Origin of the sequence: Agrococcus sp. TSP3-2-1, from assembly GCF_049897585.1 — a bacterium.
In the GTDB taxonomy this organism is placed as follows: domain Bacteria; phylum Actinomycetota; class Actinomycetes; order Actinomycetales; family Microbacteriaceae; genus Agrococcus.
In genome coordinates this window covers 35,805-51,189 of record NZ_JAFCWN010000008.1, presented here as the reverse complement: position 1 = coordinate 51,189, position 15,385 = coordinate 35,805, and the positions used below count along the sequence as shown (strand labels likewise).

Annotated in this window: 16 protein-coding genes; all 16 read right to left on the bottom strand. The window is 73.2% G+C overall.

Features of this window, described 5'->3' with window-relative positions; translation table 11 throughout:
* Nucleotides 1-47: 47 nt before the first annotated feature.
* A complete protein-coding gene (locus ACP7BI_RS11780; RefSeq protein ID WP_425846488.1) occupies nt 48-821 on the bottom strand; it encodes an isoprenyl transferase in 774 nt (257 codons plus the stop codon).
* Entirely contained in the window at nt 818-1,549 is a 732-nt protein-coding gene (gene recO / locus ACP7BI_RS11775; protein ID WP_425846485.1) for a DNA repair protein RecO, read from the bottom strand. The genes ACP7BI_RS11780 and recO overlap by 4 nt, the downstream gene beginning before the upstream one ends.
* A 3-nt stretch (nt 1,550-1,552) precedes the next feature.
* Nucleotides 1,553-3,316 (bottom strand): 2-isopropylmalate synthase, encoded by a 1,764-nt coding sequence (gene leuA / locus ACP7BI_RS11770; protein WP_425846482.1) that lies wholly within the window; start codon nt 3,314-3,316, stop codon nt 1,553-1,555.
* A 150-nt stretch (nt 3,317-3,466) separates the two neighbouring features.
* Nucleotides 3,467-4,867 carry an FtsX-like permease family protein gene (locus ACP7BI_RS11765; RefSeq protein WP_425846479.1) on the bottom strand — a complete coding sequence of 467 codons (1,401 nt, stop codon included), beginning with the start codon at nt 4,865-4,867 and terminating at the stop codon, nt 3,467-3,469.
* Nucleotides 4,864-5,607 carry an ABC transporter ATP-binding protein gene (locus tag ACP7BI_RS11760; RefSeq protein WP_425846476.1) on the bottom strand — a complete coding sequence of 248 codons (744 nt, stop codon included), beginning with the start codon at nt 5,605-5,607 and terminating at the stop codon, nt 4,864-4,866. Before ACP7BI_RS11760 ends, ACP7BI_RS11765 begins: the two co-directional genes overlap by 4 nt.
* Before the next feature lie 117 nt (nt 5,608-5,724).
* Complete coding sequence (locus tag ACP7BI_RS11755) at nt 5,725-6,468, bottom strand: alpha/beta fold hydrolase (RefSeq protein WP_425846473.1); 744 nt, start codon at nt 6,466-6,468, stop codon at nt 5,725-5,727.
* Between the two features lie 14 nt (nt 6,469-6,482).
* Nucleotides 6,483-7,130 (bottom strand): response regulator, encoded by a 648-nt coding sequence (locus ACP7BI_RS11750; RefSeq protein WP_425846471.1) that lies wholly within the window; start codon nt 7,128-7,130, stop codon nt 6,483-6,485.
* The gene (locus ACP7BI_RS11745; protein WP_425846468.1) at nt 7,127-8,344 is read right to left on the bottom strand and encodes a sensor histidine kinase; all 1,218 of its coding nucleotides are present in this window, start codon (nt 8,342-8,344) and stop codon (nt 7,127-7,129) included. Before ACP7BI_RS11745 ends, ACP7BI_RS11750 begins: the two co-directional genes overlap by 4 nt.
* A gap of 97 nt (nt 8,345-8,441) precedes the next feature.
* Nucleotides 8,442-9,332 (bottom strand): GTPase Era, encoded by an 891-nt coding sequence (gene era / locus ACP7BI_RS11740; protein WP_021011327.1) that lies wholly within the window; start codon nt 9,330-9,332, stop codon nt 8,442-8,444.
* Entirely contained in the window at nt 9,329-10,606 is a 1,278-nt protein-coding gene (locus ACP7BI_RS11735; protein ID WP_425846466.1) for a hemolysin family protein, read from the bottom strand. Before ACP7BI_RS11735 ends, era begins: the two co-directional genes overlap by 4 nt.
* A complete protein-coding gene (gene ybeY / locus ACP7BI_RS11730) occupies nt 10,606-11,082 on the bottom strand; it encodes an rRNA maturation RNase YbeY (protein WP_425846464.1) in 477 nt (158 codons plus the stop codon). Before ybeY ends, ACP7BI_RS11735 begins: the two co-directional genes overlap by 1 nt.
* On the bottom strand, nt 11,082-12,053 hold the full coding sequence (locus tag ACP7BI_RS11725) for a PhoH family protein (RefSeq protein ID WP_425846678.1): 972 nt from the start codon (nt 12,051-12,053) through the stop codon (nt 11,082-11,084). Before ACP7BI_RS11725 ends, ybeY begins: the two co-directional genes overlap by 1 nt.
* Before the next feature lie 34 nt (nt 12,054-12,087).
* Nucleotides 12,088-12,432 carry a histidine triad nucleotide-binding protein gene (locus ACP7BI_RS11720; RefSeq protein WP_425846461.1) on the bottom strand — a complete coding sequence of 115 codons (345 nt, stop codon included), beginning with the start codon at nt 12,430-12,432 and terminating at the stop codon, nt 12,088-12,090.
* 25 nt (nt 12,433-12,457) lie between these two features.
* Entirely contained in the window at nt 12,458-13,183 is a 726-nt protein-coding gene (locus tag ACP7BI_RS11715; RefSeq protein ID WP_425846459.1) for a 16S rRNA (uracil(1498)-N(3))-methyltransferase, read from the bottom strand.
* The gene (locus ACP7BI_RS11710) at nt 13,183-14,268 is read right to left on the bottom strand and encodes a DnaJ C-terminal domain-containing protein (RefSeq protein ID WP_425846457.1); all 1,086 of its coding nucleotides are present in this window, start codon (nt 14,266-14,268) and stop codon (nt 13,183-13,185) included. The genes ACP7BI_RS11715 and ACP7BI_RS11710 overlap by 1 nt, the downstream gene beginning before the upstream one ends.
* Nucleotides 14,269-15,282 carry a heat-inducible transcriptional repressor HrcA gene (gene hrcA / locus ACP7BI_RS11705; RefSeq protein WP_425846455.1) on the bottom strand — a complete coding sequence of 338 codons (1,014 nt, stop codon included), beginning with the start codon at nt 15,280-15,282 and terminating at the stop codon, nt 14,269-14,271.
* Nucleotides 15,283-15,385 lie beyond the last annotated feature (103 nt).

The window sequence follows — 15,385 nt, the reverse complement described above, 5'->3', positions numbered from 1 at the left end:
CGATCAACGGGAGAAGGCCTCGGCCGCTACTGGATCAACGGGAGGTCTCAGCGGGTCGGGGCGTCGACCGCCGCGCCGAAGCGCCGGTCGCGGCCCGTGTACTGGTCGAGCGCCTCCCAGAGGTCCTCGCGCGTGAAGTCGGGCCACAGCCGGTCGAGGAAGACCATCTCGGCATAGGCGCCCTGCAGCGTCAGGAAGTTCGAGATGCGCTGCTCGCCCGACGAGCGGATGTAGAGGTCGACGTCGGGGATGTCGGGGTTGTACATGCGCCGGCGCACGAGCTTGTCGTCGATGCCCGACGGCTTGAGGCGCCCGGCCGCGACGTCCTCGGCGATCGAGCGCACCGCATCCGCGATCTCGTGCGTGCCGCCGTAGTTGACGCACATCTGGAGCGTCATCGCCCGGTTGCCGGACGTGCGGCGCTCAGCCTCCTCGAGCTCGCGGATGACGCTCGGCCACAGCCGCGGCCGACGGCCGGCCCAGCGCACCCGCACGCCCCACGCATCCAGCTGGTCGCGCTGGCGCCGCAGCACGTCCTTGTTGAAGCCCATGAGGAAGCGCACCTCGTCGGGGCTGCGCTTCCAGTTCTCGGTCGAGAAGGCGTAGACCGACAGGTGCTGGATGCCGACCTGCAGCGCGCCGGCGACGACGTCGAGCAGCCGCTCCTCCCCCGCCGCGTGCCCCTGCGTGCGCGTGAGCCCGCGCTGGTTGGCCCAGCGGCCGTTGCCGTCCATGATGATCGCGACGTGCGAGGGCAGGCTGCCGGCGGGGTACTGCGGCGGCTGCTGGCCCGTCCAGTCGATGGGCCTGAGCTCGCTCACCGCGCTCCTCGATCGACGTGCTCGAGCGAGCGCAAGCCGCGCTCGAGGTGCCACTGCACGTAGGCCGCGACCGCGCCAGAGGCGCGGGTGCGCACACCCGCGGGCGACGCCTCCGCGACCTGCCACTCGCCCGTCAGCAGCGCCCCGAGCAGCTCGAGCGTCGCGGGGTCGATGCGGAGCGCGCCCGGCGGGGCCGCCTCGTCGGAGACCATGCCACCGAGCTGCGGCACGAACGCGCGGTGCGGGCCGGGCTCGCCGGTCACGGCGCAATCGCCGAACGACGGTGCCCAGCCCGCGATCGAGAGCGCCCGCAGCAGGTAGGAGTCGAGCGTGAGCGACGGATCGTGCTCGGCGCGCGCGAGCGAGCGGAGCGCGCCGACGAGCAGCAGGTACTGCTGGCGGGAGCCGTCCTCATCGGTCAGCCGGTCGGCGGTCTCGACCATCGCGGTCGCCGCGGTGTAGGCGCGGTAGTCGGCCACGATGACCGGCGCGTAGGCGCCGAGCGTCACCGCTTGCGTGATGATGTCGAGGCTGCGGCCGACGGCGAGCTGCAGGTCGGCGACCATGAACGGCTCGAGCCTGGCCCCGAACCGCGACGACGTGCGCCGCACGCCCCGCGCGACGGCGCGCACCTTGCCGTGCTCGCGCGTCAGGAGCGTGACGATGCGATCGGCCTCCCCCAGCTGGTGGGTGCGGAGGACGACGCCTTCGTCGCGGTAGGTGGGCACGGCTCAGCCGACCGGCTGCACCCTGCGGTCGTGGATGCGCAGCCCCCGGTTGACGCCGGAGACGATCGCCTTGAGCGCCGCCGAGGTCGAGCTCGGGTCGAGGCCGACGCCCCACACCGCGTTGCCGGCGACCGCGAGCTCGATGTAGCACGCGGCGGTCGCGTCGGAGCCGGCGCTCATGGTGTGCTCGACGTAGTCGGTGAGGGCGACGTCGACGCCCTCGCCGCGCAGCAGCTGCAGCATCGCGTCGATCGGGCCGTTGCCGCTCGCGGCGACGTCGCGCACGCTCTCGCCGTCGCGGAGCCGCGCGTGCAGCTGCGCGGAGCCCTCGTGCGACGAGGTGGTCTCGAAGGTCACGAGCTCGAAGCGCCCCCACTGGGCTGCGCCCGTCGCCGGGTCGCTCGGCAGGTACTCGTCGCCGAAGATCGTCCAGATCTCGTCGCTCGAGACCTCGCCGCCCTCGCTGTCCGAGCGCGCCTGCACGACGTTCGAGAACTCGATCTGCAGCCGGCGCGGGAGGTCGAGGCCGTGGTCGGTCTTCAACAGGTAGGCGACGCCGCCCTTGCCCGACTGCGAGTTGACGCGGATGACGGCCTCGTACGTGCGGCCGACGTCCTTCGGGTCGATCGGCAGGTACGGCACCGCCCACGGCATGTCGTCGACGTGCTTGCCGACGGCGGCAGCGTCGTCGGCCATCCGCTCGAAGCCCTTCTTGATCGCGTCCTGGTGCGAGCCCGAGAAGGCGGTGTAGACGAGGTCGCCCGCCCACGGGCTGCGCTCGTGCACGCGCAGCTGGTTGCAGTGCTCGGCGACGCGGCGGATGCCGTCGAGGTCGGAGAAGTCGACCTCGGGGTCGATGCCCTGCGTCAGCAGGTTGAGGCCGAGCGCGACGAGATCGACGTTGCCGGTGCGCTCGCCGTTGCCGAACAGGCAGCCCTCGATGCGGTCGGCGCCGGCCAGGTAGCCGAGCTCGGCGGCCGCGACGCCCGTGCCGCGGTCGTTGTGCGGGTGCAGCGAGAGGATGACCGATTCGCGGCGCGCGAGGTGGCGGTGCATCCACTCGATCGAGTCGGCGTAGACGTTGGGCGTCGCCATCTCGACGGTCGCGGGCAGGTTGATGATGACGGGCCGCTCGGGGCGCGCGTCGAGCGTCTCGATGATCGCGTTGCAGACCTCGAGCGCGTAGTCGAGCTCGGTGCCCGTGTAGGACTCGGGGCTGTACTCGTAGAAGACCTTCGTGTCGCCGAGCATCCCCTCGAGCTCGAGGCACAGCTTCGCGCCGTCGATCGCGATCTGCTTGACGCCCTCGCGGTCGGAGCGGAAGACGACGTCGCGCTGCAGCACGCTCGTCGAGTTGTAGATGTGCACGATCGCCTGCTTCGCGCCCTCGATCGCCTCGAAGGTGCGGCGGATGAGGTGGTCGCGGCACTGCGTGAGCACCTGGATCGTGACGTCGTCGGGGATGAGTCCCTCGTCGATGAGCTTCCGCACGAAGTCGAAGTCGAGCTGGCTCGCCGACGGGAACCCGACCTCGATCTCCTTGTAGCCCATCCGCACGAGCAGCTGGAACATCTGCAGCTTGCGGTCGGGCGTCATCGGGTCGATGAGGGCCTGGTTGCCGTCGCGCAGGTCGACGGCGCACCAGCGGGGCGCGCGCTCGATGCGCTTCGAGGGCCACGTGCGGTCGGGCAGCTCGACCTTGATCTGCTCGTGGTACGGGCTGTAGCGGTGCGCCGGCATCCCGGACGGCTGCTGCATGTTCTTCATCGATCGCTCCTGTCGCTTGCTCCTGTAGTCCGGGCAGGACAGCCTCCGCGACGAGGGAGCCCGGGGTTCAGGCCTCGCCGCGGCGACGAAGGAGCAGCACGCTCTGCATGCGATCAGACTACACCCGGCGCCCGTGCGGCGCCGGGTGCGTCACTCCGCGGCGGCCGCGGCGAGCGGTGCGATGCGCGCCGCGCGCTGCCCCGCCGGGACGCTCGTCGCCACCGCGACGGCGAGGCCGACGGCCGCGAGCGCGAGCGGCAGCTGCCACGGCAGCGACGGCGCGGTCGAGACGACGCCCTGCACCGACGAGAGCATCGCGTGCGCGCCGACCCAGCCGTAGAGCGTGCCGACCGCGAAGCCGGTCGAGACCGCGACGATCGTGATGGCACCCGCCTCGGCGAGCAGCATCGAGCGCGTCTGGCCGCGGCGGAGGCCGAGCGTGCGCAGCAGCCCGATCTCGCGCGTGCGGCGGCGCACCGAGAGCAGCATCGACGCGACGAAGCCGAGCATGCCGAGCAGCCCCGAGAACCCGACGATGCCGGCGACGACGCTCGTGACGCCGACGATCAGCTCGCGCAGCTGCTGCTGGAAGAAGGGGTCGCGCTCGATCGTGTGGGCCGCGGTCGTGAGCGACGAGCCCGCCGCGATCATCATCGTGACGACCGCCGTCCCCGCGAAGAGCGAGAGCACGAGGGCCGACGTGCGTCCCGGATGCGTCGCGAGCGTGCCGGCCGCGGCTCGCGCGGGCACGCTCCGCCCGAGCGCCCGCGACGCGAGCGCGACGAGCGGCGGGGCGATCGCGGGCGCGAGCGCGACGATGCCGGCGGTGGCCACGACGCCGCCGACGAAGCCGACGAGCACGGCGAGCGGCGAGAGCGGGCCGAGCAGCACCGCGGCGGCGAGCAGCACGGCGCCGATCACGAGTGTCACGACGCCGCCGGTGCGGCGGCGCTCGACCGTCGTCTCGACGTCGACGCCTGCGCTGCGGAGCGCCTCGAGCGGCGAGACCGAGAGCACCGAGCGCGTCGCGATCATCGCCGCGAGCACCCCTGCGACCGCGACGATCACGGCGGGCACCGCGGCCCACGGCTCGACGACGGGCAGGCCGCGCAGGTCGAGCCCCTCGGGCAGCGCCGCGAAGGCCTCGCTCGCGAGCGCGGCGCCGCCGACGCCGAGCACCCAGCCCGCCGCGGCGCCTCCCACGCCGACGAGGGCGAAGCCCCCGAGCAGGCGGCGCCGCTCGGCGCGGGAGGACGCCCCGAGGAGCCGCCGCAGCGCGATCTCCGCGCGGCGGTCCTCCACCGCGCCCGTCAGCGCCTGCCGGGTGACGATCGCGCCGACGACGATCGAGACGCCGATGAGGAGCGACTGCGCGAGCGCGAGCAGCAGCCGTCCGGTCTCGCTGCCTGCGATGAGCGCCTCGCCGTACAGCTCGAGCGCGGCGTGCTCCATGACGGTCGACAGCGCGGTGCCGAAGCCCGCGGCGAGCGCCGAGACGGCGAACGCGAGCCACAGCCCCGAGCGTGAGGCGCGGGGATCGGTGCCGCTCATCGGGCGGCCTCGAACATGCGCTGGGCGACGGTCGCGGCGTCGGTCGCGGGCAGCTCCTCCTCGATGCGGCCGTCGCGCAGCAGCACGATGCGCTCGGCGCGAGCGGCGACCGCGGGGTCGTGGGTGACGACGACGATCGCCTGCCCGGCCGCGGCGCTCGCGACGAGGATGTCCTGCACCTCGCGGGAGGTCGCGGAGTCGAGCGCTCCGGTCGGCTCGTCGGCGAGGACGATCGCGGGTCGCTGCGCGAGAGCGCGGGCGATCGCGAAGCGCTGCTGCTGGCCGCCCGAGAGCTCGTGCGGGCGACGCTCGGCGAGCGCCGCGACGTCGAGGTCGTCGAGCAGCGCGGCGATGCGCTCGTGGTCGGGCGCGCGCCCCGCGAGGCGCGCGGGCAGCTCGACGTTCTCGAGCGCGGTGAGGCTCGGCACGAGGTTGAACGACTGGAAGACCACGCCCACCTCGTCGCGGCGCAGCGCCGTGAGCGCGTCGTCGTCGAGGCCGACGACCGATCGGCCGCCGATGACGACGTCGCCGGCGCTCGGCGCGTCGAGGCCGGCTGCGAGGTGCAGGAGGCTCGACTTGCCCGAGCCGGACGGGCCCATGACGGCGGTGATCGAACCGGGCTCGATCACGAGGTCGACGCCGTCGAGCGCGGTGACGGCGGCGGCGCCGGTGCCGTAGCGCTTCGTGACGCCGCGCAGCAGGAGGGCGTGCGAGGACGGGAGAGCGTTGCTGGGCATGCTCCCAGTCAAGGGCCGGCGCTCACGCGCGTCGTCAGCCCGGAGCCGGAACCGAGGTCATCCGCCGGGATGATCCACGCAGGATGATCAGCGCAGGATCAGCCGCGCATCCGCCCGTCACGCGTCGAGCCGCGCGAGCCGCTCGTCGAGCATCGCGGCCATGCGCTCCGGGTGCTCGAGCGGCAGCCCGTGGCCGGCGCCGGAGACGACGCGCAGCTCGCTGCGCGGGTGCGCGTCGTGCAGGAGCCTCGCCGAGTCGCGCATGACGCGCCGCTCGCTGCCGCCGACGATGACGAGCGCACTGCCGCTCGCGCCCCAGCCGTCCGGCACGGTGAAGCGCAGGTTCTCCCCCACGCTCGCGAGGAGCGTCGCGCGCGTGATCGCGGCGCTGCCCGCGACGTACTCGGGCAGCAGCTCGTCGGGCACGAGGAGCTCGCGGGCTTGCAGCCTTGCGAACCACGGCACGCGCGCGAGCGGCGCGGTGAGCCCGAGCAGCGCGAGCGTCGGGCCTGCGAGCGGCAGCGGCCTCGCTTGCGCGCTCACGACGACCGCGTCGGCGACGAGCTCGGGGCGGCGGGCGGCGAGCAGCACCGCGAGCTGCGCGCCGAGCGAGAAGCCCGCGATGACCGCGCCCCCGGGCGCGCGCTCCTCGAGCAGCGCCTCGAGCCGGGCGACGGTGTCGGCGTGCGAGCGGTAGGGCTCGGTGGCGCTGCGCCCGTGCCCGGGCAGGTCGGGCACGAGCGCGCGCACGGGGGTCCGCAGCGCGGCAAGCGTCGGTCGCCACATCCAGCCGGCGACCCCGCCGCCGTGCAGCAGCAGGAGCGCCGGCGCATCCGCCTGCCCGAGCTCGTCGACGTGCATGCGACGCGGCGCGGTCAGCGCGACTCGCCCGTGAGCCCGTGCTCGTAGGCGAAGACGACGAGCTGCACGCGGTCGCGCAGGCCGAGCTTCCCGAGGATGCGCGAGACGTGGGTCTTCACCGTCGCCTCCGAGACGAACTCGCTGCGGGCGATCTCGGTGTTCGACAGGCCCTTCGCGGCAAGCGCGAAGATCTGCCGCTCGCGCTCGGTGAGCTCGGCGAAGGCCGCCGGCGCCGATTGCCGCTGGCGGCCGAACGCCTTGAACAGCTCGCGCGTCGCGCTCGCCGCGACGACCTCGTTGCCGGCGTGCACCGTGCGGATCGCGGCGAGCACGAGCTCGGGCTCGGCATCCTTCAGCACGAAGCCGGAGGCGCCGGCCCGGATGGCGCGGGCGGCCGCCTCGTCGAGGTCGAAGGTCGTGAGCACGACCACCCGCACATCGGGCTGCGCCCGCACGATGCGGTCGGTCGCCGAGATGCCGTCGAGCACGGGCATCCGGACGTCCATGAGCACGACGTCGGGCTGCTGCGCCTCGGCGAGTCGCACGGCCTGCGCGCCGTCGGCGGCCTCGCCGACGCACTGCAGGTCGGGCTGCGACTCGATGAGCATGCGGATGCCGCTGCGGAAGAGCGCCTGGTCGTCGACGATGAGGACGCGGATCATGCGAGCCCCGCCGGGAACGCTGCGCGCACGCGGAACCAGTCGTGCTCGATGCCCGTCCAGACGTCGCCGCCCGCGAGCCTCGCGCGCTCGTGCATGCCGCTCACCCCGTGGCCGACGGGGCCGGGCGCGGCGGCGAGTCGGTTGTGCACGTCGATCACGATGCCAGGGCCGAGCGTCATGAGCCGCACGTGCACCGGCTGGTCGCGATCGCCGTGCCGCAGCGCGTTCGTGAGCGCCTCCTGCAGGATCCGGTAGGCGGCGATGTCGGCCGTGCGCGGCAGCGGGGGCCGGCCGCCCACCCGCTCGAGCCGCACGTCGAGGCCGCTGCCGCGCATCCTCTCGACGAGAGCGTCGACGTCGTCGAGCGACGCGACGGGGTCGGGCGCCTCGCTGTGGCGCAGCTGCGCGAGCAGCAGCCGCACGTCGCCGAGCGCTTGCTTCGCGGTGCCGGCGATCGTCTCGAGCGTCGCGTCCTTCACCGCGGGGTCTCGCGTGTAGCGTGCGCCGTTCGCCTGCGCGATGACGACCGCGAGCGAGTGGGCGACGACGTCGTGCATGTCGCGAGCGAGGGCGGCGCGCTCCTCCTGCTCGGTCGCGCGCCGGCTCGAGACCTGCGCGACCTGGACCGCGGCCTCCGAGCGCGCGACCGAGGAGACGCCCCAGCCGATCAGGATCGTCATCGAGAACAGCAGCATGGGCGGCACCCACACGACCACCGCGAGCCGCAGCACCTCGTCGAAGGGCACGAGCACGCCGGGCGAGTAGCCGGCGAGTCCGCCCGTGGTCGTGATCCAGTAGGCCGCGAGCACCGAGGCGACGAGCGAGAGCCCGGCCGCCGCGAGCCTGCCGGGCCAGCGGCAGAAGCGACCGGCGGAGTAGAGCGGCACGAGCACCGCGAACCAGACCGGGAAGAGCGGTGCGGCGAGCGCGACGTGCACGGCCGCGAGCGCGACGAGCCCGGCGAGCGCGAGCAGCGGCCAGCGGCGGCGCGCCAGGATCGCCGCGCCGATCGCGGCGGTCTCGATCACGAGCAGCAGCCAGTGCCAGCCCCAGTTGAAGAAGAGCCCGCCGATGAGCAGCGTCGGCACCGCGAGCATGCCGAGCGTGACGGCCGCGATGAGGCCGTCGGTGCGGAGCGCGTCGCGATCGAGCGCGGCGCGCGCCCGCGCCGGGACGGCGGGCTGCGCGTCGGGCGCGAGGGTGTCGGCGGTCACGCCTGCCAGCGTATGGCGGGCAGCGGATGCGTCGGCCTGCGCGGGCGCGGAATCATCCGGGAGGGGGACAAGCCGGGCGCTCGCCCGCACCCGCAGGTCAGAACCCGAAGCGGCCCAGCTGCTTCGGGTCGCCCTGCCACTCCTTCGCGACCTTCACGCGCAGGTCGAGGTGCACCTGGGTGCCGACGATGCGCTCGATCTCGCGCCGCGCATCCGCCCCCACCTGCCGCAGCCGCGAGCCGCCCTTCCCGATGATGATGCCCTTCTGGCTGTCGCGCTCGACCCAGAGGTTCGCGTAGACGTCGGTGAGCTCGCGGTCCTCGCGGCGCACGATGTCGTCGAGCGTCACCATGATCGAGTGCGGCAGCTCGTCGCGCACACCCTCGAGCGCCGCCTCGCGGATGAGCTCCGCGATGCGCACCGAGAGCGGCTCCTCGGTCGTCGTCTCGGCCTCGTAGAGCGGCGGCCCCTCGGGCAGCAGCTCGACGAGCGCGTCGACGAGCACGTCGAGCTGGTGGCCCGCGACCGACGACAGCGGCACGATCGCATCCCACTCGCGCAGCTCGCTCACCGCGAGCAGCTGCTGCGCGACGCGCTCCTTCGAGGCGGCGTCGGTCTTCGTCACGACGGCGACCTTCTTCGCGCGCGGGAAGCCCTCGAGCTGCTGGTCGATGTAGCGGTCGCCGGGGCCGAGCGGCTCGTCGGCCGGCACGCACAGGCAGATGACGTCGACGTCGCCGAGCGTCGTCTGCACGACGGCGTTGAGCCGCTTGCCGAGCAGCGTGCGCGGCTTGTGCATGCCCGGGGTGTCGACGATGACGAGCTGCGCGTCGTCGCGGTGCACGACGCCGCGGATCGCGTGGCGCGTCGTCTGCGGCTTCGACGACGTGATCGCGATCTTCTCGCCCACGAGCGCGTTCATGAGCGTCGACTTGCCCGCGTTCGGCCTCCCGACGAAGGTGACGAATCCGCTCCGGTGCTCGCTCATGCCTCGGCCTCCGCCGTCGTCTCGGCCTCGACGATGCGCGAGACCTCCATCTCGCCCGCGCGCCGGCCGCGGCCGTCGAGCGAGCGCACCTCGATGCGCAGCCCCGCGACGTGCACGACGTCGCCGACCTCGGCGATGCGCCCGAGCTCCTTCTGCACGAGCCCGCCGACGGTGTCGACCTCCTCGTCGTCGAGCGAGAGGTCGAACAGGTCGCCGAGCTCGTCGATCTGCAGCCGCGCCGAGACGCGCCACGAGCCGTCGCCGACCTCGACGACCTCGCTGCGGCCCCGGTCGTGCTCGTCGTGGATCTCGCCCACGAGCTCCTCGACGAGGTCCTCGAGCGTCACGAGCCCGGCGATGCCGCCGTACTCGTCCACGACCATCGCGACGTGCACGCGATCGGCCTGCATGAGCGCGAGCGTGTCGTCGGCCTTCTTCGACTCCGGCACGAGCAGCGCGGGGCGCGCGAGCTCCTCGGCGGTCTCGGATGCGTCGGGCCGCCACGTGCGGGAGCGCACGACGTCGCGCAGGTACAGGATGCCGAGGATCTCGTCGGTCGACTCCCCCACGACCGGCATGCGCGAGAGGCCGTTGTCGAGGAACTGCCGGAGCGCATCCTGCGCGGTCACGTCGCGCTCGACGACGATCATGTCCGGGCGCGGCACCATCACCTCGCGCACGAGCGTCTCGTTGAACTCGAAGATCGAGTGGATGAGCTCGCGGTCCTCGTCCTCGAGCACGTCGCTCTCGGCTGCGGCGTCGACCATCGACAGCAGCTGCGCCTCGGTCGTGAACGCGATCTCGCGCTGGCGGCCGGGCGTCACCTTCTCGCCCACGGTCGCGACGAGCATCGCGATGGGTCCCATCAGCACGCGCCAGAACCGCAGGAAGCCGGCGGATGCGCGCAGGAGCGCGACGGCGTGCTGTCGGCCGACGGCGCGCGGGCTCGTGCCGACGAGCACGAAGGAGACGACGATCATGACGCCGCCGGCGACGAGCAGCGTGATCCACCACTCCGTGACGAGCGAGTCGACCGCGAGCGCGACGAGCACCGCCGCGATCGTCTCGCACATGATGCGTCCGAACTGGAGCGTCATGACGTGGCCGCGCAGGTCGTCGGCGATCGCGAGCATCTTCCTGCCGCGGCGGGCGGCGACCGCCGCCTCCTGCAGCTCGGCGCGCGAGACGACCCCGAGCGCCGCATCGCACGCGGCGAGCCAGGCGCCGAAGACGATCAGCAGCCCTGCGACGACGAAGAGGACGACCTCGAACATCAGCGGACGCGGCCGGGCGTGCCGCTGTCGGCCGCCTCGAACGCCGCGAGCAGCGTGTCCTGCAGCTCGAACATCTCGTCGCGCTCCGCGGGCTCGGCGTGGTCGAAGCCGAGCAGGTGCAGGAGGCCGTGCGTCGTGAGGAGCCGCAGCTCGGTCATGAGCGAGTGGTTCGCCTCGAGCGCCTGCTGCTGCGCCACCTCGGGGCACAGCACGATGTCGCCGAGCAGGCCGGCGGGCGCCGGCCGGTCGTGGCTGCCGGGACGCAGCTCGTCCATCGGGAAGGAGAGCACGTCGGTCGGGCCGGGCTCGTCCATCCACTGCACGTGCAGCTGCTCCATCGCGCCGACGTCGACGAGCGCGATCGACACGTCGGCGTCGGGGTGCACGAAGAGCTTCTCGAGGTGGTGGGCGACGAGCCGCACGAGCTGCGCCTCGTCGACCGACGCATCCGCCTCGTTCAAGAGGTCGATCGACATCAGTGCCGCCCTCGCCGCGAGTGGTGCGTCGGCTGGCCCTGACGGGCCTGCCGCGCCATGACCTTCTGGTCGTGCGCCGTGTAGGCGTCGACGATCTCGCCGACGAGCGTGTGCCGCACGACGTCGGCGCTCGTGAGCATCGCGAAGCGGATGTCGTCGATCTTGCCGAGCACCTGCTGCGCGACCTGCAGCCCAGAGGTGCCGGCGGGCAGGTCGACCTGCGTCGCGTCGCCCGTGACGACCATCTTCGAGCCGAAGCCGAGGCGCGTGAGGAACATCTTCATCTGCTCGGGGGTGGTGTTCTGCGCCTCGTCGAGCACGATGAACGAGTCGTTGAGCGTGCGGCCGCGCATGTAGGCGAGCGGTGCGACCTCGACGACGCCGGTCGCGAGCAGCTTCGGCACGAGCTCGGGATCCATCATCTCGTTGAGCGCGTCGTAGAGCGGCCGGAGGTAGGGGTCGATCTTGTCGGTGAGCGTGCCCGGGAGGAAGCCGAGCCGCTCTCCCGCCTCGACCGCGGGACGCGTGAGGATGATGCGGCTGACCTCCTTGCGGTGCAGCGCCTGCACCGCCTTGGCCATCGCGAGGTAGGTCTTGCCCGTGCCGGCGGGGCCGATGCCGAAGACGATCGTGTGCGCATCGATCGACTCGACGTACGCGCGCTGGCCCTCGGTCTTCGCGCGGATCGACTTGCCCTTGCTCGTGAGGATCACCTCGCCGATCGCGTCGGCGAGGCTCCGCGAGCTGTCCTGCCGGAGGATGCGGCTGCCCTCGGCGACCTCCGTCTGGCTGAGGGCCGTGCCCTGCCGCACGAGGTCGACGAGCTCCTGCACGAGCCGGCCGGCGACCTCGACGTCCTGCTCGGGGCCCTCGAGCGTGACGAGGTTGCCGCGCACGGCGACGCGCACGTCGGGGTGCTCGTGCTCGAGGCGCGTGAGGAGCCGGTCCTGCGGCCCCAGCAGCCGCACCATCTCGATGCCGTCGATCTCGATCGAACGGGTTGCGTCAGGCAAGCGATCCCTCTCCGAGTGCGCCGGCGAGCACGTGCGCGTGCACGTGGAAGACGGTCTGCCCGGCGAGCTCGCCGGTGTTGAACACCAGCCGGAAGTCGCCCTCGGCGCGCTCCCGGGCGATCGCCTGCGCCGCTTGCACCATCTCCGCCATGAGGTCGGGATCGCCGGCCGCGAGCTCGACGACGTCGCGGTACTGCGCAGACTTCGGCGTCACGACGACGTGCATCGGCGCTTGCGGCGCGATGTCGGTGAAGGCGATGATGCGGTCGGTCTCGAGGACGATCTCCGCCGGGATCTCTCGGGCGACGATCCGCTCGAACACGGTGGGCTCAGCCATGGCAGTCAGCCTACCCGCGCCCGGCTCACCAGCGCCCGAGCCGCAGCGAGAGGGCAGCGAGCCCCGCGAGGCCAGCGGTCGACGTGCGCAGCACGTGGTCGCCCATGCGAGCGCGCACGGCGCCGGCCGCGTCGAGCGCCTCGAGCTCGCCCGGGTCGATGCCGCCCTCGGGCCCGACGACGAGCAGCGCGTCGCGCTCGATCGGCACCTCCGCGATCGAGGCGGGCGCGGTCGGGTCGAGCACGACGAGCTGCCATCGCGCGCCGAGCGCCGCGAGTCCCGCGGTGTCGACGACGCCGGTCACCTCGGGCAGCCGCGCGCGGATCGCCTGCTTGCCCGCCTCCCGGACGATGCGCCGCCAGCGCTCGATCGCCTTGTCGCCGCGATCGCCCTTCCACTGCACGACGCTGCGCCGCGCCTGCCACGGCACGATGGCGTCGACGCCGAGCTCGGTCGAGGCCTGCACGGCGAGCTCGGCCCGGTCGCCCTTCGCGAGCGCCTGGGCGAGCGCGATGCGCGGGCTCGGCTGCGGCACCGCCTCGACGCGCTGCAGCACGACGTCGACCCCGTCGCGCTCGACGCGGTCGATGATCCCCTCGGCGAGCGTCCCCGCGCCGTCGCTCACGAGCACGCGCTCGCCGCGGCGCATCCGCGAGACGACGGCGGCGTGGTGCGCCTCCTCGCCCTCGAGCGTCACCACGGCGCCCGGTTCGGCGCCCGCGAGCGCGTCGTGCCAGTAGCAGTGGGCCATCAGAGGCGCAAGCGGTCGCGCATCTTCGCGAACAGTCCCTGCTTGAACTGCGCGAGCTGCGGCGCGGGCGCCTTCGTGCGGTCGCGCAGCTCGCGCAGCAGCTCCTCCGTGCGGCGGTCGATGCGCTGCGGCGTGACGACCTGCACGCCGAGCTTGAGGTCGCCGCGACCGGCGCCGCGCAGGCGCGAGACGCCGCGCTCGCCGATCGTGATGACGTCGCCCGACTGCGTGCCGGGGCGCACCTCGACCTCGACCGGCCCGTCGATGCCCTCGACGGTGCTGCGCGCGCCGAGCGCCGCGTCCGAGATCGACACCTCGAGCGTGCCGAGCAGGTCGTCGCCCGAGCGGGAGAAGACATCGTGGTGGCGCACGTTGATCTCGAGGTAGAGCGTGCCGGCCGGTCCCCCGGCCTCGCCGACCTCGCCCTGGCCGGGCAGCTGGATGCGCAGGCCCGTGTCGACGCCCGCGGGGATGTCGACCGGGATCGTGCGCTCGGCGCGCACGCGGCCGTGGCCGGCGCACGTCGGGCACGGCTCGGGGATGATGCTGCCGTAGCCCTGGCACGCCGCGCACGGCTGCGACGTGACGACGTTGCCGAGCAGCGACCGCACCTGCCGCTGCACGTGACCGGAGCCGCCGCACATCGTGCAGCGCTGCGGGCTCGTGCCGGGCGCCGTGCACGCGCCGTCGCACGTCTCGCACAGCACGGCCGTCTGCACGCGCAGCTCCCGGTGCACGCCGAAGACGACGTCGGCGAGGTCGAGGTCGACGCGCAGCAGGCTGTCCTGCCCCGGCTGGCGCCGCGAGCGCGGGCCGGCCGAGCGGCCGCCGCCGAAGAACTGCTCGAAGATGTCGCCGAATCCGAAGCTCCCGCCGCCGAGCGAGGGCCCGCGATCGTACTCCGCGCGCGACTGCGGGTCGCCGAGCACGTCGTAGGCGTGCGTGACGTCCTTGAAGCGCTCCGCCGCGTCCTCGCTCGGGTTGACATCGGGGTGCAGCTCGCGCGCGAGGCGGCGGTACGCCTTCTTGATCTCGTCCTGCGTGGCGTCGCGCTCGACGCCGAGTGTCTCGTAGTGGTCGCTCACTCAGTCCTCGCTCAGCAGCCGCGTGAGGTAGCGCGCCACTGCGCGCACCGCGGCCATGTTCCCTGCGTAGTCCATCCGGGTCGGGCCCAGGACGCCCACGTGCCCCTCGCTGCCGTCGGCGGTGTAGGTCGATGCCACGACCGCCGCCTCCCCGAGCGGCCCCGAGAGCTCGCGCCCGATGCGGGTCGCGACCTCTCCCTCGGAGCCCATCTCGTCGAAGAGGCGCAGCAGCGTCACCTGCTCCTCGATCGCGTCGAGCACGGGCGTCACGGTGCCCTGGAAGTCTCGCTCCTCACGCACGAGGTTCGCGGCACCCGCCATCACGATGCGGTCGCCGCCGGCACCCTGCAGCATCTCGGTCAGCGTCTGCGCGACGGCACCGGTCGCGGCGGCGATGGAGGCGGGGGCGGATGCGGCGGTCGACGAGAGGCGCTGGACGGCCTCGGCGGGCGCGAGCTCGGCGATCGTCTCGGTGAACGCGCGGCCGAGCACCGAGGCCTGGTCGGGCTCGATGCGCTGCCCGACGTCGAGCAGGCGCTGCTCGACGCGGCCCGAGTCGAGGATGAGCACGGCGAGCACCTTCGACTCCGTGACGGCGACGAGCTCGACGCGGCGCACGGCGCCGGGGCGCCGCAGCGGCACCTGCACGAGCGCGACCTGGTTCGTGAGGCTCGAGAGCAGCCGCGCGGTGCGGGCGAGCACGTCGTCGCGGTCGACGGACTCGTCGAGGAAGCGCGCGATCGCCTGGCGCTGCGCGGGCGTGAGCGGCTGCATGCGCTGCAGCCGGTCGACGAAGACGCGGTAGCCCTTGTCGGTCGGCACGCGCCCCGAGGAGGTGTGCGGCGCGACGATGAGCTCCTCCTCCTCGAGGAGCGCCATGTCGTTGCGGATCGTGGCGGCGGAGACGCCGAAGGCGTGCCGCTCGACGATCGACTTCGAGCCCACCGGCTCGCGGAGGGCGACGTAGTCCTCGACGATCGCCCGGAGGACGTCGAGACCGCGATCCGAGACCATCTCGCGCTCCTTCCCCCGACTGGCACTCTCCGATGCTGACTGCCAATCCTACCGCGCCGCGACGCGCCGCGCCCGATCGCTCACCCCTTCCCCAGCCACCCGG